General features: G+C 71.9%; 17 protein-coding genes and 1 pseudogene. 9 read left to right on the top strand and 9 right to left on the bottom strand.

Annotated features, from left to right (window positions below; genetic code table 11):
• Positions 1-300: 300 nt before the first annotated feature.
• Positions 301-2,814 carry a protein kinase domain-containing protein gene (locus ACZ7DE_RS10850; RefSeq protein WP_470759556.1) on the bottom strand — a complete coding sequence of 838 codons (2,514 nt, stop codon included), beginning with the start codon at positions 2,812-2,814 and terminating at the stop codon, positions 301-303.
• Between the two features lie 609 nt (positions 2,815-3,423).
• Here ACZ7DE_RS10850 and ACZ7DE_RS10845 point away from each other — a divergent pair.
• On the top strand, positions 3,424-4,683 hold the full coding sequence (locus ACZ7DE_RS10845; RefSeq protein ID WP_470759554.1) for a PP2C family protein-serine/threonine phosphatase: 1,260 nt from the start codon (positions 3,424-3,426) through the stop codon (positions 4,681-4,683).
• A 33-nt stretch (positions 4,684-4,716) separates the two neighbouring features.
• Here ACZ7DE_RS10845 and ACZ7DE_RS10840 read toward each other — a convergent pair whose 3' ends face one another.
• Positions 4,717-5,154 carry an ATP-binding protein gene (locus tag ACZ7DE_RS10840; RefSeq protein ID WP_470759552.1) on the bottom strand — a complete coding sequence of 146 codons (438 nt, stop codon included), beginning with the start codon at positions 5,152-5,154 and terminating at the stop codon, positions 4,717-4,719.
• 302 nt (positions 5,155-5,456) lie between these two features.
• On the opposite strand from ACZ7DE_RS10840, the pseudogene ACZ7DE_RS10835 reads away from it, so the two are divergent.
• Positions 5,457-5,585: pseudogene (locus ACZ7DE_RS10835) on the top strand (SAM-dependent methyltransferase); the annotation flags it as partial.
• Positions 5,586-5,647: 62 nt separating this feature from the next.
• On the opposite strand, the gene ACZ7DE_RS10830 reads toward ACZ7DE_RS10835, so the two are convergent.
• Positions 5,648-6,193: a P-loop NTPase family protein gene (locus tag ACZ7DE_RS10830; RefSeq protein ID WP_470760092.1), complete on the bottom strand. Its 546-nt coding sequence runs from the start codon at positions 6,191-6,193 to the stop codon at positions 5,648-5,650.
• Between the two features lie 180 nt (positions 6,194-6,373).
• Between ACZ7DE_RS10830 and ACZ7DE_RS10825 the strand changes: the two genes are divergently transcribed.
• A complete protein-coding gene (locus tag ACZ7DE_RS10825) occupies positions 6,374-6,952 on the top strand; it encodes a hypothetical protein (RefSeq protein WP_470759550.1) in 579 nt (192 codons plus the stop codon).
• 128 nt (positions 6,953-7,080) lie between these two features.
• The gene (locus tag ACZ7DE_RS10820) at positions 7,081-7,890 is read left to right on the top strand and encodes an SAM-dependent methyltransferase (RefSeq protein ID WP_470759548.1); all 810 of its coding nucleotides are present in this window, start codon (positions 7,081-7,083) and stop codon (positions 7,888-7,890) included.
• Positions 7,891-7,982: 92 nt separating this feature from the next.
• Here ACZ7DE_RS10820 and ACZ7DE_RS10815 read toward each other — a convergent pair whose 3' ends face one another.
• The 5 genes from ACZ7DE_RS10815 to ACZ7DE_RS10795 all read right to left on the bottom strand — a co-directional run bounded on the left by ACZ7DE_RS10815 (position 7,983) and on the right by ACZ7DE_RS10795 (position 13,619).
• Positions 7,983-9,437 carry a WGR domain-containing protein gene (locus tag ACZ7DE_RS10815; protein ID WP_470759546.1) on the bottom strand — a complete coding sequence of 485 codons (1,455 nt, stop codon included), beginning with the start codon at positions 9,435-9,437 and terminating at the stop codon, positions 7,983-7,985.
• Between the two features lie 143 nt (positions 9,438-9,580).
• Positions 9,581-10,570, bottom strand: a complete 990-nt coding sequence (locus ACZ7DE_RS10810; protein ID WP_470759544.1) for an MASE1 domain-containing protein — start codon at positions 10,568-10,570, stop codon at positions 9,581-9,583.
• Between the two features lie 50 nt (positions 10,571-10,620).
• Positions 10,621-11,469, bottom strand: a complete 849-nt coding sequence (locus ACZ7DE_RS10805) for a PP2C family protein-serine/threonine phosphatase (RefSeq protein WP_470759542.1) — start codon at positions 11,467-11,469, stop codon at positions 10,621-10,623.
• A gap of 178 nt (positions 11,470-11,647) precedes the next feature.
• Positions 11,648-13,288 carry a phosphoglucomutase (alpha-D-glucose-1,6-bisphosphate-dependent) gene (pgm, locus tag ACZ7DE_RS10800; protein ID WP_470759540.1) on the bottom strand — a complete coding sequence of 547 codons (1,641 nt, stop codon included), beginning with the start codon at positions 13,286-13,288 and terminating at the stop codon, positions 11,648-11,650.
• 154 nt (positions 13,289-13,442) lie between these two features.
• A complete protein-coding gene (locus tag ACZ7DE_RS10795) occupies positions 13,443-13,619 on the bottom strand; it encodes a hypothetical protein (RefSeq protein ID WP_470759538.1) in 177 nt (58 codons plus the stop codon).
• Between the two features lie 326 nt (positions 13,620-13,945).
• Here ACZ7DE_RS10795 and ACZ7DE_RS10790 point away from each other — a divergent pair, with 326 nt between their 5' ends.
• A complete protein-coding gene (locus ACZ7DE_RS10790; RefSeq protein WP_470759536.1) occupies positions 13,946-14,599 on the top strand; it encodes a lysophospholipid acyltransferase family protein in 654 nt (217 codons plus the stop codon).
• A 216-nt stretch (positions 14,600-14,815) separates the two neighbouring features.
• Here the strand turns inward: ACZ7DE_RS10790 and ACZ7DE_RS10785 are convergent, their stop codons facing one another.
• A complete protein-coding gene (locus ACZ7DE_RS10785) occupies positions 14,816-15,859 on the bottom strand; it encodes a LacI family DNA-binding transcriptional regulator (RefSeq protein WP_470759534.1) in 1,044 nt (347 codons plus the stop codon).
• Between the two features lie 237 nt (positions 15,860-16,096).
• Here ACZ7DE_RS10785 and ACZ7DE_RS10780 point away from each other — a divergent pair, with 237 nt between their 5' ends.
• The 4 genes from ACZ7DE_RS10780 (at position 16,097) to ACZ7DE_RS10765 (ending at position 21,552) form a co-directional block, all read left to right on the top strand.
• Positions 16,097-17,023, top strand: a complete 927-nt coding sequence (locus tag ACZ7DE_RS10780) for a carbohydrate ABC transporter permease (RefSeq protein WP_470759532.1) — start codon at positions 16,097-16,099, stop codon at positions 17,021-17,023.
• 4 nt (positions 17,024-17,027) lie between these two features.
• Positions 17,028-17,978, top strand: a complete 951-nt coding sequence (locus ACZ7DE_RS10775) for a carbohydrate ABC transporter permease (RefSeq protein ID WP_470759530.1) — start codon at positions 17,028-17,030, stop codon at positions 17,976-17,978.
• A 101-nt stretch (positions 17,979-18,079) separates the two neighbouring features.
• The gene (locus ACZ7DE_RS10770; protein ID WP_470759528.1) at positions 18,080-19,417 is read left to right on the top strand and encodes an ABC transporter substrate-binding protein; all 1,338 of its coding nucleotides are present in this window, start codon (positions 18,080-18,082) and stop codon (positions 19,415-19,417) included.
• Between the two features lie 89 nt (positions 19,418-19,506).
• Positions 19,507-21,552 (top strand): beta-galactosidase, encoded by a 2,046-nt coding sequence (locus ACZ7DE_RS10765; protein WP_470759526.1) that lies wholly within the window; start codon positions 19,507-19,509, stop codon positions 21,550-21,552.
• The last annotated feature ends 67 nt before the right edge of the window (positions 21,553-21,619 follow it).

Here is a 21,619-nt window from a genome sequence, read left to right as displayed (position 1 = left end):
CCTTTCGCAGATCCTGTGTTTCCTCAGCGTGCCATCCGGCACCGGCGCTCGCGCGTCGGCGGATTCGGCGTGCGGCCGAGCTCCGGCCGAGTGCCCGACCGACCGCCCGTCGCGCGCGCCTGGCGGGGCCGGCGTCCTGCGCATGGGCAGGTCACGCCGGATTCGAGGCCTCTGGCCGACGGTGGCCGAGCAGGCCGGAGGGCCGACGCCGGAGGGAGGACTGCCGGAGGGAGGACTGCCGAAGGCAGACGGCAGACGGCGAGTGCCTGGAGCCCGGGGCGCCGGCGTCGGCGTCGGTGCTCAGGTGACGGGCAGTCCGTAGACCCTGTCGAAGTGCTGGGCCACGAGGTGTCCGGCGCCGTCGCACGCGAGCTGCCAGTCGTTGACGCCCGTCTCGCGGCCGTCGGTGAAGTTCCACAGCAGACGGCCGGAAGCGGTGTCGACTGCGTAGAAGCCGTGTCGGTTCTCGAAGGCCGGTACGTAGACGGCGTGCGCCCCCACCACGATCGGGTTGTCGACGTTGAGGCGGGGGGTCTCGCAGAACCAGCGCCGGGAGCCGTCCGCCGCGTCGAAGGCGTGGACGCCGGAGGGGTCGGTGCCGGTGGCGTAGAGGGTGCTGCCGCCCGCTCCGAGGGAGGCGAACATGCCGCGTTCGGCCTTCGCCTTCCAGCGGAGCCTTCCGGTCGCCAGATCGAGGGCGATGAGCTGGGAGCCGACGGCGAAGACCGTCCCGCCGAGCACCGCCAGGCCCGGCCGCAGGTCGTAGCCCACCTGATGCCGCCAGCGCAGGCCGCCGCCGTCTCGGGTGCTGCGGACGGCGACGTTGCGCAGTCCGTCGGCGTAGACGAAGTAGTCGTCGGTGATGACGGGCGTCAGCGGGATGCCGACGTCCTGCGGGTCGACCGGTATGACGACGGCCTCGCGCGCCCCGAGATCGACGCCGAAGACGGCGCTGGTGGAGGTCGCCACACCCGCTTCCGCCGACCGGCGCTGGAGCTTGGCGCCGAGGACCGAGACGGCCTGGTCGTCGTAGCCGCCGAGCAGTTGGGTGAACTCGAAGTCCTGGCCGAAGTCGAGGGTGAACCGCTCTTCGCCGCCGGCCGGGTCGACGCCGATCACCGTCGCGCCGGTGCCGAGCGCGACCGCGGCGCCGTAGGTCAACAGGACCGGGCTGGGCGAGACGCTGATGCCCTGGTAGACCCATCGGGGCCGGGAGCCGTTCGCCAGATCGAGGCAGATCATGTCGCCCGGGCGGGTCTTCAAGAGTGCCGTGCCGTCGTGGAAGACGGCCGGGGCCTGCAGCAGCGGGCCGCCGCGGTAGACCCAGGTCGGCTCGGGCGGCGGGCCGAGCGGGCGCGACGTTCGCCCCTGTCCCGTCCTGCCCCGGACCGCGATGGCGGCGCCCCCGGCGAGTGCCGTGCCCGCGGTGGCGGTCACGGCGAGGATCGCACGCCTGGGGACACCTGGGCGGACGGGGGCACGGCGGTGCGCGGGCGCGGGCGCGGCGGAGCGTTCCGGCGCCGGATCCTCCGGGGGTGCGAAGAGTTCTCCCTCCGGGGGCCCGGCGGCGGGCCGCGTGCTTCCGCCGGCGTCGACCGCGCCGGTAGGGCAGTCCCCTCCGGCGTCACCGGTTTCGCGGGGGCGCCGCGTGCCGTACGGGCCGCCCCCGCCGTGGGCGCCGCCGTACGCCGACGGACGCGCCGTGGCCGGGTCCGCCCCGTACCGGTCCGGGGCGGACGGCTCCGGGTGGAGCGCAGCGTCGGGGGCTGACGGCGCGACGGCGACGGACGGCCCGTCCGGGGCCGACCGCGCTGGGGGCGCGGGCCGCGCGGTTCGCACGGGGTCGTCGAGGTCCGTCGCGGCCGTCCTGCGGTCGGCGATCATGGCGGCCACCGGGGCGGGCAGCCAGCCCTCCGTCAGGACGTGCTCGGCGCCGGCGGGGGCGCAGGCCGCGGAGAGCCGGTCGGGGCTGATGCGCAGGGCCGGATCCTTGGCGTGGCAGAGGCTGATGATCTTGTCCAGCGGTTCGGGCACCGAGGACAGGTCGGCCGAGCCGTGTGCCACCTGATAGAGCAGTGCCGCGCCCACGGCGGCGCCGAACGGCGGGTGTCCGCAGGCGGCGAACGCCAGCACCGAGCCGAGGGAGAAGACGTCTCCCTCCGGTCCCATCGGATCGCCGGTGGCCTGTTCGGGGCACATGTAGTCGAGGGAGCCGAACAGGGCTCCGGAGCCGGTGAGCTCGTAGCCGTCACGGGCCCGGACGATGCCGAAGTCGATGACGCGCGGGCCGTCCTCGGCGAGCAGCACGTTGGACGGCTTGAGGTCGCGGTGCACGAGCCCCTCGGCGTGCACGGCGATCAGCGCCTCGGCGATGCCGGCGCCGAGCGCGAGGACAGTCTCCACCGGCAGCGGCCCGTGCTCGGCGACGGCCTCCGCCACCGTGGGACCGGGCACGTAGGCGGTGGCGAGCCACGGCGTGTCGTCGTCGGGGGCGGCGTCCACCACGCGTGCCGTGTAGGTGCCGCCGACCGCGGCGGCGGCCGCCACCTCGCGCCGGAACCGGATACGGAAGTTCTTGTCCTGCGCCATGTCGGGGCGGATGACCTTGACCGCGACGGAGCGGCCGGCCGGCGTCCTCGCCAGATAGACCCGGCCCATCCCGCCCGCTCCCAGCCGGGCCACGAGGAGGTAGGGACCCAACTGACGGGGGTCTTCTGGGCGCAGTGGTTTCATGCCCTCGGCCGCCTGTTCTCGGTGGTGCCGGGCGGGAGTCCCGCCCACGCTGCGGGGGAAGGCCCTGTGGGGGTCCGACATCAGAGTAGAGGCTGCGGCGGCGCACGAACCGCCTCCCGGCGACCGCGGCCACCTGCCCGAGGGTGGGCGTTCAGCCTGTCTTCCCCTTCCGTTGAGTGTGATGACGCCCTGTCAGAGATCGGGTGACACGTGCTTGCCCTGCGGGAACAGTGCGCCATGAGCAACAAGTGCACGGCGAGACCAGTGATACGTCCGAAGACTGCTGATGTGCCGAAGGTCACCTCGCCCGAAGCCGTCCGCGACAAGTCGTCACCACGGCAGGCGGGTTGCGCGCGACGACCGGCAACGGGCCGGAGCACAGCGTCTGCAGGGGCGACCGGACGCAGGCGGGTCCGAGTGCGGGATTCCCCGGTGTCCGCGGCGGGTTGCTCCGCTAGCTGCCGCAACTCGTGTCCCGACCGGGTAACTTGACGCGCCATCATATAGTTGCGCACGGGCGCGCGGCCTCCCCCTCCCACGCCGCGCGGCCGGCACCCCCACCGGAAAGGCACGACCCTGCGGAACGAACCGCGCAGCCGCACCGCCGACACGTCCGCCGCCCTGCCCTCGCCCCGCCGGTCGGCGTTCTCTCCCGCGGCCGACGTCATCGGCTCGGAACTCGATCTGCGGATGACCGGCAGCCACCTCGTGCACGCCCTGACCCCGGATTTCTGCGACGCGGCCTCGGTGTACCTGCTGGAGCGCTGGCGCGTCGAGGAGAACTCCCACGTCGGCGCCGACACGCCCCGCTTCGAGGCCCGTCGCACGGCGCTGCGCGTGGGCCCGGGGGCCCTGGAGGACTGGGAGGCCGCCTTGCCGGTCGGCGAGATGATCGCCTTCCCCCGGGAGACGCCGCAGGCCCGCGCGCTCACCGCCGGACAGGCGCAGGTGCTCGACGCGGTCGATCCGCACACCTGTGAACGGCTCATCGCCTCCGGCGACAGCGAGGCCCGCACCGGCGACCTCCTGAGCGTGGCCTCCTTCCTCGTCGTGCCGCTGCGGCTGCGGGAGGTGGCGATCGGGTTCGTCACCTGCACCCGAGGACCGGGCCGGACGGCGTTCACACCGGCGGACGTGGCGGCCGTCGAGGCGCTGGCCGCACGGGCGGCCGTGGCGCTGGACAACGCGCGGCGCTACGAGCGCGAGCGGCGCACCGCGCTGGCCATCCGCAACAGCCTGCCGCCGGGCACGGCACAGGAGTTCGCCGGTTGCCGCACCGCCCACGGCTGTCTGCCGGCGGGGCACGGCAGCCTCGTCGGCGGTGACTGGTCCGACGTGCTGAAGCGGCCCGGCGACCGGGTCAGTCTGATCGTCGGGGACGCCATGGGGCACGGTCCGGAGTCCGCCGTCGCGATGATCCAGCTGCGCACCGCCGTGCGGACCCTGGCAGGGCTCGACATCCCCGCCGCCGACCTCATAGGCAGGCTCGACGCACTCGCCGGGGACTGTCCCGGCATCTCCTTCGCGACCTGCATCTACGCCGAGTGGGACGCCCGCCGGCACACCTGCACCCTGGTGGGGGCCGGCCACCCTCCCCCGCTGCTGCGCGGCCCGGACGGCCGGACGGTCCCGGTCACACTCACCGGGTCGGGTCTGCCGCTGGGGCTCGGAGCGGGCGGCTACGAGGAGACCGTGCTCAGCGTGCCGGACCCGGCCCTTCTGGTGCTCTACAGCGACGGTCTGGTCGAGTCCCGCGACGCCGACATAGACCAGGAGATCACCCGTCTCGCACGCAGTGTGGACGCGGCCGCCGCCGTGGAGTCGACGGGCGGCGACGGGCCGGACGCCCTGCCGGCGCTGTGCCGCCGGCTCCTGCACACCCCGTCCGGAGGGGCCGGCAGCGACGACCGCACCCTTCTGCTGGCCGAACTCATCCCGGCAGGCTGCTGAACCGCCGGCGACCGGTCCCCGCCCGGGGACGGCTCAGGCCGTCAGGGTCACCCACACCGCGTTGCCGCCGGTGAGTCTCGACCGGTCGACTCCCCAGGCCTGGGCGAGCTGCTCCACGAGGAGCAGTCCACGCCCGCCCTCGTCGTCGGGGCCGGGCTCGCAGTGGGGCAGAGCGCGCGTCGAACGGTCCTGATCGTGCACCTCCAGGCGCAGACATCCGCCCTCGACGAGTCCGACACCGCACAGGAACAGGGTGCCGACGGTGTGCCGTACGGCGTTGGTTGCCAGCTCCGACACGAGCAGGACGGCGTCCGCGCACAGCTCTCCGGGCAGTCGCCACGCCGTCAGCCGGGCGTTCATCAGGCGGCGGGCCACCGAGACGCTGGAGCGCTGGGCGGGCAGTTCGAGCCAGTGGGTGCGGTCCGGACTCCAGGTGTCCAAGGGCTGGGGGGAAGTCGCGTGGGGGGACACGGCGGACGCCTTCCGTGGGGGGCGGGAGCAGCAGCCAGAGGCCGGGGAAGGTGAGCAAGGGGCCCAGAAGGACGGGGTGTTCCTGGCGGGCCCTGCGCCGCGAATGCCCGGGCTATCCAACTCCTGTACGGATGGAGGAGCTTGATGGGGGAACGCTCGTGTTCGGCGGCACGGTTCACACAAGTAATCATGCTCGCAATGAAGTTCAAGCTGCAACTGACTGTCTGATAATTTCAGAATGCCGGTAGCGGTGTGGCGGCGTCGTCAAGGCGCCCTCGGACTGGTCACGGTGACAGTCCCTCTTCGACGGGCTCGACCTGCTCGACCCCGGTGTCACCGTCGGCCACGGCCGGCGCCCGGACGCCTCCGTCGAGGCCACGGACGCCGAGGTCGGCCCGTGGGCCGAGGTCAGCCTCTGGACCGGGGTCGGCAAATCAAGCCCTGACCCGTCGCCGTCGCACGACGGCGCCGGACGTGGCAACGCGCGCGGTGGTCAGCACTCCCGGGCGGGAAGTCGGTCGAGGCCGGTCTCCAGCATCACGCGGTCGACAGTCCGTGCCAGGCTGCTCCCCGCGTCGATGACGGTCTCGACGCCGCCGGGCAGCAGATCGAGGTCGCGGTACCACTCGCGCAGTTCCGCCTCGCCGACCTCGTCGGCGATCGGCTTGGTGGCGTGCCGCACGAGGGTCTGGGCGAACGGCACATGGAGGTAGTAGCCGTGGGTCGGGCCCAGATGGTCGGCCCGCAGCCGCTCGAGCATGGCCGCGTAGCGGTCGGCGTACAGGATGCCCTCGACGACGACGTGATATCCGGCGTCCAGCGCGTAGCGGGCGACGGCGTCGATCAGTCCGATGTTGGCCGCGCCGGGCCGGTCGTGCTCACGCAGCACGACCCGACGGAGGTTGTCCTGCGCGACCAGGGCCAGGCCCCGGCCGAACCTGGCGCGCAGACCCGCCGCCACGGACGATTTCCCCGACGCGCTGTTGCCGCGCAGCACGATCAGCCGGGTCTTTGGGGTGCCCACAGTCACGGCGGTCAGACTACCGGCGATGCCGACGACCCCGGCGGCGTCCGGCGTGGTCGCCTCGGCGCATCCGGCCTGCGCCGCACGGGGGTGCCGCTGCCGGTGGTGGCGCCGCGCCACCGCCCGCCGCCGTGGGCTCCTCGTCTGAGTACGACGACTCATGACGCGCACGGCCGCACGCGCGATGATCGGCGCATGACGAAGATCAGACGCGCCGGAATCCGGCTCGGGACACCGCTGTTGGCCGCGCTGACCCTGCTGGCGGCGGGATGCGGAACCGAGCGGGCCCAGGACGACGCCGGGACCGGCGGCTCCTCGCGGGCCACGGCGAGTACTCCCGGCGCGACGGTGGACTTCCCGTGCCCCGGCGAGAGCCCCACGGCATCGCCCACGCCGAGCGCGACCGCCTCGGCCCCCGCCACGCCACCCACCGACCACTACGCCGAGAACCACGGCTTCATGGTCCCCATCCCCCTGCACGGTCAGCGCCGTTGCGACGGACTCGCGGCCGCCGAGCGGATCGGGAAGGCGCTGGAACCGCTGCGCGAGCGCGGCGACTTCACCCCGCAGAGCACCCTCGGCGCACTGACCGGCCTGGGCTACGCCGCCGGCAACGTGCGGTCGTACCAGAACGGCCCCACCGGGGTGGGCTTCCTCGTCGACGCGCGCCCGCTGTGCCTGGAAGGCACCATGAACCGTGAGACCACGCGAACGGAGGCCTTCGCCGGCTACCCCGACCACACCGGCTGCGACCGTCCTTCAGGCGGTCACTGAGCCGCTCTGTTACGCGAGAGCACCGTTCGAACCGACCGAAAATGTGAACTGTTGTACGCGAAAGGGCCGTTGGGACGTAAGTTGTGGCCAGAAACGCTCACGCCTCTGCTGAAAGACGGACGACGACCATGACCGACCCTGTGACCACGTCAGCGGCGCACCAGAACATCGACACGTCGGTGCCGCACTCGGCCCGCATCTGGAACTACTGGCTCGGCGGCAAGGACAACTACCCGGTGGACGAGGCGGCAGGCGACGCCTACACCGCCGTCTTCCCGGGGATCGTCACCATCGCCCGCAGCAGCCGCGCCTTCCTGCGCCGCAACATCACGTACCTGGTCTCCGAGGCAGGCATACAGCAGTTCCTCGACGTCGGGACCGGCCTGCCGACCGCCGAGAACACCCACGAGGTCGCCCAGCGCCTGGCACCCGAGTCGCGGATCGTCTACGTCGACAACGACCCGCTGGTCCTCGCCCACGCCCGCGCCCTGCTCACCTCCACCCCCGAGGGCGCGACCGCCTACGTCGACGCCGACGTGACGAACCCGGAGCGCATCCTGGCGGCCGCCGCCGAGACGCTGGACCTCACCCGCCCCACCGCGCTCATCCTCAGCAACATCCTGGGCCATGTGGCCGATCACGGCCAGGCCCGGGCCATCGTCACCGGCCTGATGGCCGCGCTGCCGTCCGGCAGCTACCTGTCCATCAACGACGGTTCGCGGGGCATCGACCCGGTCTTCGAGCAGGCGCAGGACGCCTACAACGAAAGCGGCGCCGTCCCGTACAACCTGCGCTCCGTGGACGAGATCACGGCCTACTTCGACGGTCTGGAACTGCTGGACCCGGGGGTCGTCTCGGTCCCCCTCTGGCGCCCCGAGGCCGACTCCCCGGCCCCGGCCGTCATCGGCGAACACGGCGGCCTCGCCCGCAAGCCGTAACGTCGAGCCGTCTCACGGCTCCCGCCGCGCCGCCCCGGTCGGGGCCGGCGCGGCGGATGCCGGCCGCATCCGCCGCCGGACGGCGCCCGCCGTCACAGCAGTCGCCGGATGTCGCCGCGCACCCGGTAGAAGCCGCCGGCCGCCGGGTGCAGGGCGTCGACCACGTAACGCGCCCCGGGCTCCCGTATCTCGCGCGGGAACTGGACGTTCCAGGCGGAGTCGTAGCCCTCGGAGACCACGTGCACACGAACGCGTCCGGCCCTCTGGACGCACTCGACGACGATCGCGCCGGCGGGGGCACGCTCCACCGTGGCCACCGCGCTCACCGCCGTGGCAGGCGCGTACGTCGGCAGGGCGGCGGCGAGCTTGACGTCCCGCGCCACCGGCACCGTGCCCTGCTGCGCCGCCTCGATGGCCGTCTCGCTCGCGTCCACGCACACCAGCGAGCCGTCCGTGGTCACCAGGTACAGCCGTTCGTCGCGGTACTGCATGGACAGGGCCGATCCACCGCCCGTGCCGAGCTTCCACAGGCGGGTGCCGTCCCGGTCGAAGCAGTAGACGGACGACGACGCGTCGCCGGCGAACACGAACCGCCCGCTGGGCGAGGTGGCGCACGAGTACACCGCGCTGTCGCAGCCGTAGGTGGCCTCGATCGCGCCGGTCGCCTTCGACAGCCGCTGGACCACCCGGTGCGCGGTGCCCGCGTACACGGCGTCCTCCTCCTGCCAGCCGAACAGGACCCCGCCCCGGGTGGGCGTGTGCCAGAGTTCGCCGCCGCCGTCGGGGGCGTAGGCGGTGACGCCCCGGTGGTGACCGTGGTAGACGGCGCGGTCGTCGGCGCGGACCATCCAGGCGTGCTCGCCCTGGCTGCGGCGGGCCCACTGGTGCTCGTCCTCGTGGTCGATCACGGTGAGCCGGCCGCCCCGGTCCGAGACGTTCAGGACGCCCTCGTGGATGTCCAGCCAGAAGATGTCCACGTCGGCGGTGATGTCGTACGCCGCGAAGGGCAGCTTCGAGGACAGGTCGTAGACCTTGCCGTCGTCGCAGCCGGCGTAGATCCAGAAGTCGTCGGCGACCAGGCACTTCACGCCGTCCGGCAGGCTGAAGCGGGCGAGGACGCCGCCGTCGTGGTCCAGCGTGTAGACGTCGCCGGCCTGGTTGCCGACCCAGCAGCGGTCGTCGTCCACGTGGATGCCGAACGCCGAGGAGCCGGTGCGGAACCGCCAGAGCACGGGAGCCACCGCGCGCGCGGTGGACGGCGCCGAGGTCACCTGACGGCGGGTCACCGGGCGTGGGGCGCGCTGTCCGGCGACCGCCGGGGCGTATCCCTTGCGGACCTTCTCCCCGACCTTCTTCGCGGCGGCGGCGCGGGCCTTGTCGGCCGTGGGGAAGGTGCTCGTCTGCACCTGACCGGAGGCGCCGATCCGCCCGTAGCGCACCGTCACCACCGTGCCGTCGACGACCACTTCGTAGAACTTGTGCGCGCCGCCGCCGTCCTGCGACAGCTCCAGGTACGTCGTCGAGACACTGCTGGACCCCGTAGACATGACACACCCCTCCCCAGGGAGGACCCGCGGCCGTTCCGGCGGATCCCACTGCAGAAACCGTAGGCGCAGGCACTGACAATCACGTCGGACGGACCGCGGCGCCCGGGCCTCGGGACGGGGCCGGCCGCGCCCTTTCGGGCCGGTCAGATCTCCGTGTCCTTCGGGGGCCGGCCGGGCGGCACCTCGCCGGCGGTGAGGTGCTCCAGCACCTCGACCAGTTCCTGGCATGCCAGTTCCACCGAACGTCTGGTGTTGCGCTGCTCCACGATCACCGCCGAGAGCAGCAGCGCGGTCAGGGCCATCGTCCCGTTGAAGGCCTGGAGCTTGATCATCACCTCGATGCGGTTGAGGCGTTCGAAGGCTCCGACGCCGTCCGTCGCGGCGACCGTGGCGAGGACCGAGGTGAACAGGGCGCACAGCATGCTCCCGGCGAGCTGAAACCGCAGTGCCGCCCAGATCAGCAGGGGGTAGACGAGAAACAGCAGGCTCATACGGCTGTGGGTGGCCAGCGGGACCAGGACACAGGTGATGAGGGCCAGGCCCGAGGCCTCCTTCCAGCGGGACAGGCGCAGGGGCCGCTGGATCGTGTACAGCACGAGCAGGACCGGGGTGACGATCAGCACGCCCATCGCGTCGCCGACCCACCAGGCCAGCCAGACGGGCCAGAAACTGTGCCCGGCGATCTTGTCGGTGAGCAGCAGGAGGCCGACGCCCGTGATCGAGCTGATCAGCATGGCGGTGAGGGCTCCCATGAAGACCAGGGCGAGCCCGTCCCGTAAGCGGGCCAGGTCGTTGCGGAAGCCCACCTTGCGGAGCATGAGGTACGCGCAGACCGGGGCGGCGGTGTTGCCGACCAGGTTGCCGATCACCACGGGGCGCAGCGACGTCAGGGACATGATGACCAGGAGGGCCCCGAGGGCGATGCCGGCCCAGCAGCGGATCCCGTAGATCAGCAGACAGGCCACCGCCACGCCCGTGGGCGGCCAGATGGGGGTGAAGACCGCGCCCTCGACGACGAGCTCCCGCATGAGCCCCAGCTGCCCGGCCGCGTAGTAACAGAGGGCGACCGCCAGCGTCTGGATGACGAAGACGGCCGCTCGGCGCAGTTCCGGGGTACCCACCACAGCAGCCATCAGACACCGGCGGGGCGCTGTCGGCGAGGCGGGACGCGCGGTGTCCGGCCCTATGGCTGAACGCGGGGGATCTCCGGTCCCGTCAGCCCGTCGTGGCGCACGACCAGGACGGCCGCGTCGTCCTCGTGTCCGACGCGCTCGGCGCCCCTGATCACCGAGGCGGCCAGCGAGCCCGCCGCCATGCCCGCGACGGCGGCGATGCCGGCGAGCCGTACGACCTGGTCGAGACCCTCCTCGGCGCTCAGCGTCGGCCCCTCCACCACGCCGTCCGTGAGCAGGACGAAGACTCCGCCCTTGGTGAGCCGGTAGCGGGTGACGGGGTAGTCCGTGCCCTCCAGGACGCCGAGCGGCGGTCCGCCCTCGTCCTCGGCGACGCCGGACTTGCCGTCCGCGGTGGCCCACACGCACGGGATGTGCCCGGCCCGGGCGCTCTCCAGGACGCCGGTGGCGGGGTCGAGCCGCATGAAGGTGCAGGTGGCGAAGAGGTCGCTGCCGAGGGAGAGGAGCAGGTCGTTGGTCCGTGCGAGGAGCTCGCCCGGCTCGCTCGTGACGGAGGCGAGGGCGCGCAGTCCGACCCGGACCTGGCCCATGAACGCGGTCGCCTCTATGTTGTGGCCCTGCACGTCGCCGATGGACAGGCCTATGCGCCCGTCCGGCATCGCGAAGGCGTCGTACCAGTCGCCGCCCACGTTGAGGCCGTGGCAGGCGGGCGCGTACTGCACGGCCAGGCGGAATCCGGGGGCGGTAGGCAGGTCCCTGGGCAGCATCCCGCGCTGGAGCGCCAGGGCCAGCTCGACGCGGGAGCGCTGCTGCTCCGCGCGTTCACGCGCCTGCGCGGTCAGTGAACCGAGCCTGGCCAGCAGCTCGTCGCCGTCCTCCGTGGGGCGCTTGCGGGACATCGATCACTCCGGCGGGACGGCAGCTCGTCGGGAGGACGGCTCCCTCTGGGAACCACACCTCATCGGACAAACCTCACGTTTTACCTGAGAGGATGATAGCGGCCCCGAGGCGCGGCCCGCGGGACAGGACTCCCGAGCCCGCCCCGCCGGTGTCCCCGACGCCCCGCCGGGCCGGGGCTCAGCCGCCCAGCGCCGCGTCGACGACCTGCTTGGCCTCCTCCTGCACCCGGCGCAGGTGGTCCGCGCCGCGGAAGGACTCGCCGTAGATCTTGTAGACGTCCTCCGTGCCCGACGGCCGGGCGGCGAACCACGCGTTGGCGGTGGTGACCTTGATGCCGCCGATGGACGCGCCGTTGCCCGGGGCCTCGGTGAGCACGCCGGTGACCGCCTCACCGGCCAGGGTGTCGGCGGTGACCTGGGCGGGCGAGAGCTTGCCCAGCAGCGCCTTCTCCTCGCGGGTCGCGGGCGCGTCGATACGGGCGTAGGCGGGAGCGCCGAAGCGTTCCGTCAGCGCGGCGTAGTGCTCGGACGGGGTCCTGCCGGTGACCGCCGTGATCTCGGAGGCCAGCAGCGCCAGGATGATGCCGTCCTTGTCCGTGGTCCACACGGAGCCGTCGCGGCGCAGGAACGACGCACCGGCGGACTCCTCCCCGCCGAAGCCGAGCGAGCCGTCCACCAGACCGTCCACGAACCACTTGAAGCCGACGGGCACCTCGACCAGCCGGCGCCCGAGGTCGGCGGCGACGCGGTCGATCATCGACGACGACACCAGGGTCTTGCCGACGGCGGCGCCGGCGGGCCACTGCTCGCGGTGCGCGTAGAGGTAGGCGATGGCGGCGGCCAGGTAGTGGTTGGGGTTCATCAGGCCCGCGTCGGGGGTGACGATGCCGTGCCGGTCGGCGTCGGCGTCGTTGCCCGTCGCGATCCCGAACCGGTCGCGCTGGTCGATGAGCGAGGCCATCGCGTACGGCGACGAGCAGTCCATGCGGATCTTGCCGTCCCAGTCGAGCGTCATGAAACGCCAGGTCGGGTCGGTGAGCGGATTGACGACGGTCAGGTCGATCCGGTGCTGTTCGGCGATCCGGCCCCAGTAGGCGACGGAGGCCCCGCCCAGCGGGTCGGCGCCGATACGGACGCCGGCGGCGCGGATCGCGTCCAGGTCGAGGACGCTCGGCAGGTCGGCGACGTAGGTGCCGAGGAAGTCGTAGCGCTCGGTCGTGGGCGCGGCGAGAGCCTGGGCGTAGGGGATGCGCCGTACGTCCTTCAGGCCGGCCGCGATGATCTCGTTGGCGCGGTCCTGGATCCAGGAGGTGGCGTCCGAGCCGGCCGGGCCGCCGCTCGGCGGGTTGTACTTGAAGCCGCCGTCGCCGGGCGGGTTGTGCGAGGGGGTGACGACCACGCCGTCGGCGAGGGCGGCGGTGCGTCCCCGGTTGTGGGTGAGGATCGCGTGGGACACGGCGGGCGTCGGGGTGTAGCCGTCGGCGCTGTCGATGAGCACCGTCACGCCGTTGGCCGCGAACACCTCCAGCGCGGTGACCCGGGCGGGCTCGGACAGGGCGTGGCTGTCGGCGCCGAGGAAGAGGGGGCCGTCGGTGCCCCGGGCGGCGCGGTACTCGCAGATGGCCTGGCTGGTCGCGGCGATGTGGTCCTCGTTGAACGCCGTGTTCAGCGACGATCCGCGGTGCCCCGAGGTGCCGAACGCCACGCGCTGGGCCGGGTCGGCCGGGTCCGGGTGCAGCGCGTAGTACGCGGTGACCAGCCGGGCGACGTCGACGAGATCCTCGGGGCCGGCCGCCTGGCCCGCTCGCTCGTGCTGCATGTGCCCGCTCCTCCACATCGGTTGACCGTTGCCTTACGGTCCCATCTTTCCTTGTGAGAGCGGCCGTCCGCGAGTACGGGCCCGGTTTCCGGGCGGTGCGTCCGGTGCTAGCGGCGCGTTCGGCCCGGTGCGCCGGGTCCGGGCCCGGGTGCCGTCAGCGGCGGCGGCCGCGCACCGACCAGCCGCTGCCGATGCCCGCGACGTGGAGGGCGAGCAGGCTCAGGCCGATCAGCATCAGATTGGTGGAGGTGAAGGTGTCGTTGGTGGAGATCTCCGCCGCGTTGATCAGAAAAGCGATGAAAAACAGTACCGCCGAGATGATGGCGAGCACGGGGTCCGTCCCTTCGGGGTGTCGGCTTCGTTCGGTGTGGGGTCGTGTCCTGGTCCGGTCGTGCCGTCCGCGTGGTCGGCACGGTCGTGTCGGCACGGTCGTGTCGTCGGTGCGGTCGGCACGGTCGTGTCGTCGGTGTGGTCGTTTCCTGGTGCCGGTGTGTCTTGCGTGTGGCTGTTCTCCGGATGCCCCGGACCGGGCGCCGAACACCGGTCCGTTTCGCAGGTGTTCGACGCCGGGCCGGAATCTGAGTAGCCGTACTCAGGCGTGGCCGTCCCCGCACCACGACACTGGGGCTCCGTCCCGCCCCAACCGGAGGCTCCCTCGTGTTCAGCCGTGCCGTCATCGCCCTGACGCCGTTCTTCGGGCGGCTCACCGTCACCAGTGAGATCAAGCTGCGTCTGCCCGCGGGGACCATCTTCGTGGCCAACCACGACTCCATGGCCGACCCCGCCGTCGTCATGACCGCGCTGCGGCGCTTCGAGCTGGAGCCGGTGGTCATGGCGACCGCGGGACTGTGGCGCGTCCCGCTGCTCGGCAGGGCGCTCACGCGCGGCGGGCACATTCCGGTCCACCGTCGGACGGCGCACGCCGCGCTCGCCCTGGACGCCGCCGCAGAGGCCCTGGCCGGTGGCCGGCACGTCCTGCTCTACGGCGAGGGCGGGCTGCCGCGCCGCCGGGACGCGGCGGCCACCCCGCCCGAGCCGTTCCGTACCGGACTGGCCCGCCTGGCGCAGGCGACCGGCTCGCTGGTGGTGCCGGTGGGCCACGCGGGCGCCCGGCGGATCGCCTCCGGATCGACCGCCAAACAGCTGGCGGGCGCCCTGACGGCCCCGGTCCGGCGTCCGCACTGCCATGTCCACCTGGGCGCGCCGCTGCGTCTGCCCACGGAGACGGAGCGCGGCACGACGGCCGCCCGCCTCGCCGTCACCGCGGCCTGGCGGACGGCGGCCCGCGCCGTGGGCGAACACCCGAGGTAGCCGCGGCCGCTCCACGCCGGGCGGCGCACGCACGACATCCCGCACCGGCACCCGCAAGAGGCGTGAGCCGATGGGACCTGTGCGACCGGCGGGACCTGTAAGAGCCCGTCGGACCCGTCAGACCCGTCGAACCCGTGCCACCGGGAAGACCGGGAACACTGGGAAGTCTGGAAAGACCGGGGACACCGGCGACACCGCGCGCACCCGCGACCGCCGCTACCCGTCGGCGGGCGGCGCCGTGCTGTCGCGCAGGACCAGACGGGTGGGCACGAGTGTCGTGCCGTGCTCGGAGCCGTCCGGGCGCATCTTGCGCAGCACGGCCTGGACGCAGAGGCGGCCGACCTCGGCGAAGTCCTGGTGCAGGGTGGTGAGCGGAGGCAGGAAGGAGCCTGCCTCGGGGATGTCGTCGAAGCCGATGACGCTGACGTCCTCGGGCACCCGGCGGCCGCGCTCGTGCAGGGCGCGCAGCAGGCCGAGGGCCATCTGGTCGTTGGCCGCGAAGACGGCGGTGCACTCCTCGCGGGCCGCCAGCTCCAGACCGGCCCGGTAGCCGGACTCCGCCGACCAGTCGCCCCGGACCAGCGGCGGGGGCGTGCGGCCTGCCTCGGTGAGGGTGGCGTGCCAGGCGTCCGCGCGGCGCTGCGCGGCGAACGAGCCCTCGGGCCCGCCCAGGTGCCACACGGTGCGGTGGCCCAAGTCCAGGAGATGCTGGACGGCGGTCCGGGTGCCGCCGGCCTGGTCGGTGTCGACGACGGTGTAGTGATCGCCGGCGTCCGAGTCGACCACGACCACCTGCACGTGCGGCGGCAGCTTGACGGTCGCCGCGTCCAGCAGGTGCACTTCCATGATCACGATCACCGCGTCGACGGCCAGTTCCTCCAGCCGGGAGAACGCGCCGCGCACCTCGTCGGACGTGGGAACGGCCACCGGCAGCAGCGTCACGGCGTACCCCTCGGCGGCCGCGGAGGTGGCGATCGCCTCCAGCGTGCGCACGTTGCCGGTCGTCGACAAGGTGAACGTGATGACGCCGATGGTGCGGAACTCCCCGCGCTTGAGGGCGCGGGCGGCGCTGTTGGGCCGGTAGCCGAGCTCCTTCATGGCCGCGAGCACCTGCTGCCGGGTCTCCTCGTTCACTCCCGCGTACCCGTTGGAGACACGGGAGACGGTCTGGGAGGACACGCCGGCCAGCCGGGCGACGTCCGCCATGGAGGCCGTGGCCCGTGGGCGTCTCGGTGTCTTCGCCGGCGCTCTTTCAGCCATGTCCACTCGGTGTGCCCACCTTTCTGTCGGCGCAGGTGCCACGGTCTCCCCAGAGGACCCTTGACCATGGTTATCGGGGCAGTGTAGACATGCCGCCATCAGATGTTTACGTAAACATAACAGCTCGCCCAGGCTCTTGCGTGGCCGATGTTTACGCAAACATCATGGTGGCGGTGGGGTGGTCGGAGATCTCCGCGCACCGCCGCCGGTTCCAGGACTGGACGAGCGAGGATCGACATGACGACGCTGCAACCGCCGGTGGCCGCCGAGCCGCGGCCGGCACCTCCTCCGGCGAAACGGGACCGCCGCTCCTGGACAGGGTGGGGTTTCATCGGTCCCTTCGTGGCCGTGTTCGCCCTGGTCTTCCTGGCCCCGATCGCCTACTCGATCCATCTCAGCCTCTTCCGCAACCAGCTCATCGGCGGAAACCAGTTCGTCGGCCTGGACAACTACTCCCAGGCACTGAAGGACGACCAGTTCTGGGCCTCGCTGGGCCGGGTCTCGCTCTTCCTCGCGGTCCAGGTGCCGATCATGCTCGGCATCGCCCTGCTGGCGGCGCTGGCGCTGGACAGCGGACGGCTCTACGGCAAGAGCTTCTTCCGCATCACGATCTTCCTGCCGTACGCGGTGCCCGCCGTGGTCGCCACCCTGATGTGGGGCTTCATGTACGGCACGGAGTACGGCCTGGTGGGTGACATCAACGAGGCGTTCGGCGTCACGCTGCCCAACCCGCTCTCCCCCGACCTGGTGCTGGCCTCCATCGGCAACATCGTCACCTGGGAGTTCGTCGGCTACAACATGCTGATCTTCTACTCGGCGCTGCGCGTCATCCCGCACTCGCTCTACGAGGCGGCCGAGATCGACGGCGCCGGCCAGATCCGCGTCATCACCGCGATCAAGCTGCCGGCCATCCGCGGGGCGCTCGTCATCGCGACGATCTTCTCCATCATCGGCAGCTTCCAGCTCTTCAACGAGCCGAACATCCTGCGGCCGCTGGCGCGCAACGCCATCACCACCGACTACACCCCGAACTTCTACACGTACTCGCTGTCCTTCAACGGCCAGCAGCACAACTACTCCGCGACGGTGGCCATCATCATGGGCCTGATCACGATGCTGATCGCCTACGTCGTGCAGCTGCGCGGCATGCGCAAGGGAGCGTGACCCGATGAGCAGCCCTCTCACCACCGCCTCCCCGGCCGCGTCCGCCGAGCCCGCCGGCCCGGGCAAGGGCGCGCCGCCCCGGCTGCGCAGCCCCCGCAAGCACACCGCCGGACGTCCCAAGCGCAGCCTGCTGCTGACGGTGCTGGCCTCGCTGGTGGTCGTATACACCGTGGTGCCGCTCGTCTGGCTGGTCATCAACGCCACCAAGACCCAGTCCGGCCTGGCCGACTCCAACGGACTGTGGTTCGCGCACGACTTCGCCCTGTGGGACAACATCCGCGACACGTTCACGTACAACGACGGCGTGTTCACGCGCTGGCTGCTCAACACCCTGATGTACGTGGTGCTCGGTGCGGGCGGAGCCACGCTGCTGGCGGTCCTGGGCGGTTACGCGCTGGCGAAGTTCGACTTCCCCGGCAAGCGCGGCGTGTTCGCCACGGTCATCGGCGCGGTGGCGGTTCCGGGCACGGCCCTGGCGGTGCCCACCTTCCTGATGTTCAGCAAGATGGGCCTGACCGACACCCCGTGGGCGGTCGTCATCCCGTCGCTGGTCTCGCCGTTCGGCCTGTACCTGATGTGGGTCTTCGCCACCGAGGCCATCCCCACCGAACTCCTCGAGGCCGCCCGCATCGACGGGGCCGGCGAGGCGCGCACCTTCTTCACCGTCGCCCTGCCGCTGCTCGCCCCGGGCATCGTGACCGTGCTGCTGTTCACCACGGTCGCCACCTGGAACAACTACTTCCTGCCGCTGATCATGCTCAAGGACTCGGACTGGTACCCGCTGACCCTGGGCCTGAGCGTCTGGAACTCCCAGGCCGAGACCATCGGCGGAGACGTGATCTTCAACCTGGTCATCACCGGTTCGCTGCTCACCATCGTGCCGCTGATCGCCGCCTTCCTGCTGCTGCAGAAGTACTGGCAGTCGGGTCTCGCCGCCGGAAGCGTCAAGGAGTGACCCCGCGGCCCGCCGGCCGCCCCCGAACCCCACGTTCAGCCCCGCGTTTGCGCAACCCCCACCCTCACCTGTCCCACCCACGAAGAAGTGGAAGCACCTTCATGCGCAGAAAGACCAGCCGCCTGCTGCGCGGCCTCGCCCTCCTGTCGACCCTCGCCCTGGGCGCCACCGCCTGCGGCGACTCGGACGACAGCTCCGACCAGAAGGCCGTCTCGGCCTCGGACATCCAGGCGGCCCTGAAGAAGGGCGGCAGCGTCACGGTGTGGGCCTGGGAGCCCACGCTGAAGACGGTCGCCGCCGACTTCGAGAAGAAGTACCCCAAGGTCAAGATCAACCTGGTCAGCGAGCGGTCGGGCGACAAGCACTACACCGCGCTGTCGAACGCCATATCCGCCGGCAAGGGCGTGCCCGACGTCGCGCAGGTCGAGTACTTCGCGCTGGGCCAGTACTCCCTCACCAAGGGGCTCAGCGACCTCGCCCCGTTCGGCGCCGACAAGCTGGCGTCCAAGTACACCCCCGGCCCGTGGAACGCCGTGAGCGACGGCGGCAAGGTCTACGGCCTGCCGATGGACTCCGGCCCGATGGCGATGTTCTACAACAAGAAGGTCTTCGACAAGTACAAGATCGCCGTCCCGACCACCTGGGACGAGTACGTCGACGCCGCGGCCAAGCTGCACAAGGCCGACCCGAAGGTCTACATCGCCAACGACGCCGGCGACGCGGGCTTCACCACCAGCATGCTGTGGCAGGCCGGTTCCCGTCCGTACAAGGTCGACGGCACCAAGGTGAAGATCGACTTCGCGGACGCGGGCGCCAAGAAGTACACCGACACCTGGCAGAAGCTCATCGACCAGAAGCTGCTCGCGCCCATCAACGGCTGGACCGACGACTGGTACAAGGGCCTCGGCGACGGCACCATCGCCACCCTGACCACCGGCGCCTGGATGCCCGCCAACTTCGTGACCGGCGTGCCGGGCGCGAAGGGCGACTGGCGCGCGGCCCCCATGCCGGCCTGGACCAAGGGCGACAAGGCGAGCGCGGAGAACGGCGGCAGCTCGCTCGCGCTGCCCGCGCTGGGCAAGAACAAGGAACTCGCCTACGCCTTCGTCGAGTACGCCAACTCCGGTGACGGCGTGCAGACCCGCGTCAAGCAGGGCGCCTTCCCGGCGACCGTCGCGGAGCTGAAGTCCCCCGAGTTCCAGAACACCAAGTTCGACTACTTCGGCGGACAGGAGGCGAACAAGATCTTCGCCGAGTCCGCCGCAAACGTCGCCGACGACTGGTCGTACCTGCCCTTCCAGCAGTACGCCAACTCGATCTTCAACGACACGGTCGGCAAGTCCTACGTCTCCGGCACCAAGCTGGCGGACGGCCTGAAGTCCTGGCAGGAGGCCTCGATCAAGTACGGCGAGGAGCAGGGCTTCACGATCGAGAAGTAGTCGGAGAAAGCAGCAGGCACGCAGTAGACGCCGGGCGGCGCGGCACCCGGGCCGCGCCGCCCCCGTGCACCACCTTCGGAAGGACCGCCATGATCTCCACCCTCCACTCCCGCATGCCGCGCGGGGCGGACGGTGACCCCGCCCCGCGTCTGGCCTACGGCGCCGACTACAACCCCGAGCAGTGGCCCCGGGACGTGTGGGAGGAGGACGTCCGCCTGATGCAGGAGGCCGGCGTCAACGTCGTCTCCGTGGGGATCTTCTCCTGGGCCCGCATCCAACCGGGTCCGGACACCTGGGACTTCGGCTGGCTCGACGAGGTCATGGACCTGCTGCACGCGGGCGGGATCGGCGTCGACCTGGCCACGGCCACCGCCTCCCCGCCGCCGTGGCTCACCACCGCCCACCCCGAGATCCTGCCGGTCACGGCGAACGGCGAGACGCTCTGGCCGGGCGCCCGCCAGCACTGGCGGCCCACCTCGCCCGTCTTCCGCGAGCACGCCCTGCGCCTGGTCCGGAAGCTCGCCGAGCGGTACAAGGACCATCCCGCCCTCGTCGCCTGGCACGTCTCCAACGAGCTGGGCTGCCACAACGTCTACGACCACTCCGACGACGCGGCCCGCGCCTTCCGTCTCTGGCTGCGCGCCCGCTACGGCACCCTCGACGCCCTCAACCACGCCTGGGGCACCGCGTTCTGGTCGCAGCGCTACAGCGACTGGGAGCAGATCCTGCCGCCGCGGCTGGCAGCTTCCCACCCGAACCCCACTCAGCAGCTGGACTTCAAGCGGTTCTCCTCCGACGCGCTGAAGGACCACCTGGTCGCGGAGCGCGAAATCCTGCGGGAGATCACGCCCCGGGTGCCGGTCACCACCAACTTCATGGTGATGGGCGGCACGAAGGGCATGAACTACCCGGACTGGGCGGCCGAGATCGACTTCGTCTCCAACGACCACTACGTCCACCCCGGCCCGCAGGACCGCGACGAGCTGTCCTTCTCCGCGAACCTGGTCAGCGGCATCGCGAACGGCCGGCCCTGGTTCCTGATGGAGCACTCCACCAGCGCCGTCAACTGGCAGGCCGTCAACGTGGCGAAGCGGCCGGGCGACCTGGTCCGTGACTCGCTGCTGCACGTGGCGCACGGAGCCGACGCGGTGTGCTTCTTCCAGTGGCGGCAGTCGGCCGCCGGCGCCGAGAAGTACCACTCGGCGATGGTCCCGCACGCCGGTGCGGACAGCGACCTGTTCCGCGCGGTGGCGGGCCTCGGCGCCACGCTCAAGGCCCTTGCCCCGGTGGCGGGTTCCGAACGCGAGGCGGCGGCCGTCGGCATCCTCTACGACTGGGAGTCGTGGTGGGCCAGCGAGCAGGACTCGCACCCCACCTCGCTGCTGGACTACCGGCAGGAGGCCCTCGACTGGTACTCGGCGCTCCTCGCCCTCGGCGTCCGCGCCGACCTCGTGACCACCCGCGCCGACCTCTCCCGTCACCAGGTCCTCGTCGCGCCCGTGCTGCACGTGGTGCCCGCGGAGCTGGCCAAGGAGCTCACCTGCTACGCCGAGCAGGGCGGTCACCTCGTCACGACGTACTTCTCCGGGATCGTCGACGAGAACGACCATGTGTGGCTCGGCGGCTACCCCGGCGCGCTGCGCGACCTGCTCGGCATCCGCATCGAGGAGTTCGGCCCGCTGCTCGCCGGGGAGAGCGTGGAGCTGGACGACTCCACCTGGGGCACCCTGTGGACCGACCGGATCACGGTCGTCGACGGCGACACCGAGGTCCTGACGCGCTACCGCGGCGGCGTGTACGCCGGACGTCCCGCCGTCACCCGGCGGACCACGGGCGGCGGCTCCGCCTCCTACGTCTCCACCCGGCTCGGCGTCGACGGGCTGCGCTCTCTGCTGCCGCGCCTGCTGGAACCGGCCGGCGTGCGCAGCGAACTCCCCCCGCAGGTGCGCGGATCGGTCGAGCTGACCGTCCGGCGCGGCGCCGGGGAACGGTTCCTGTTCCTGGTCAACCGGACCGACGAGACGGTGGCGGCGCCCGGCCTGGACGGCGAGGCGCTGGTCGGCGCCCGCGACGCGGAGGGCTCCCTCGTCCTCGGGCCGCGTGAGGTCGCCGTGCTGCGCCGGCCCGCCGTCTGACCTCTCCGCCCGCACCCCCACGACTCCCCGGCACGGCCTGACCCGTGCCGGGGGCCATCCCCTTCCG

The organism is Streptomyces sp. NPDC037083 (genome assembly GCF_055606485.1).
This window is presented reverse-complemented; position numbering and strand designations above follow the sequence as displayed.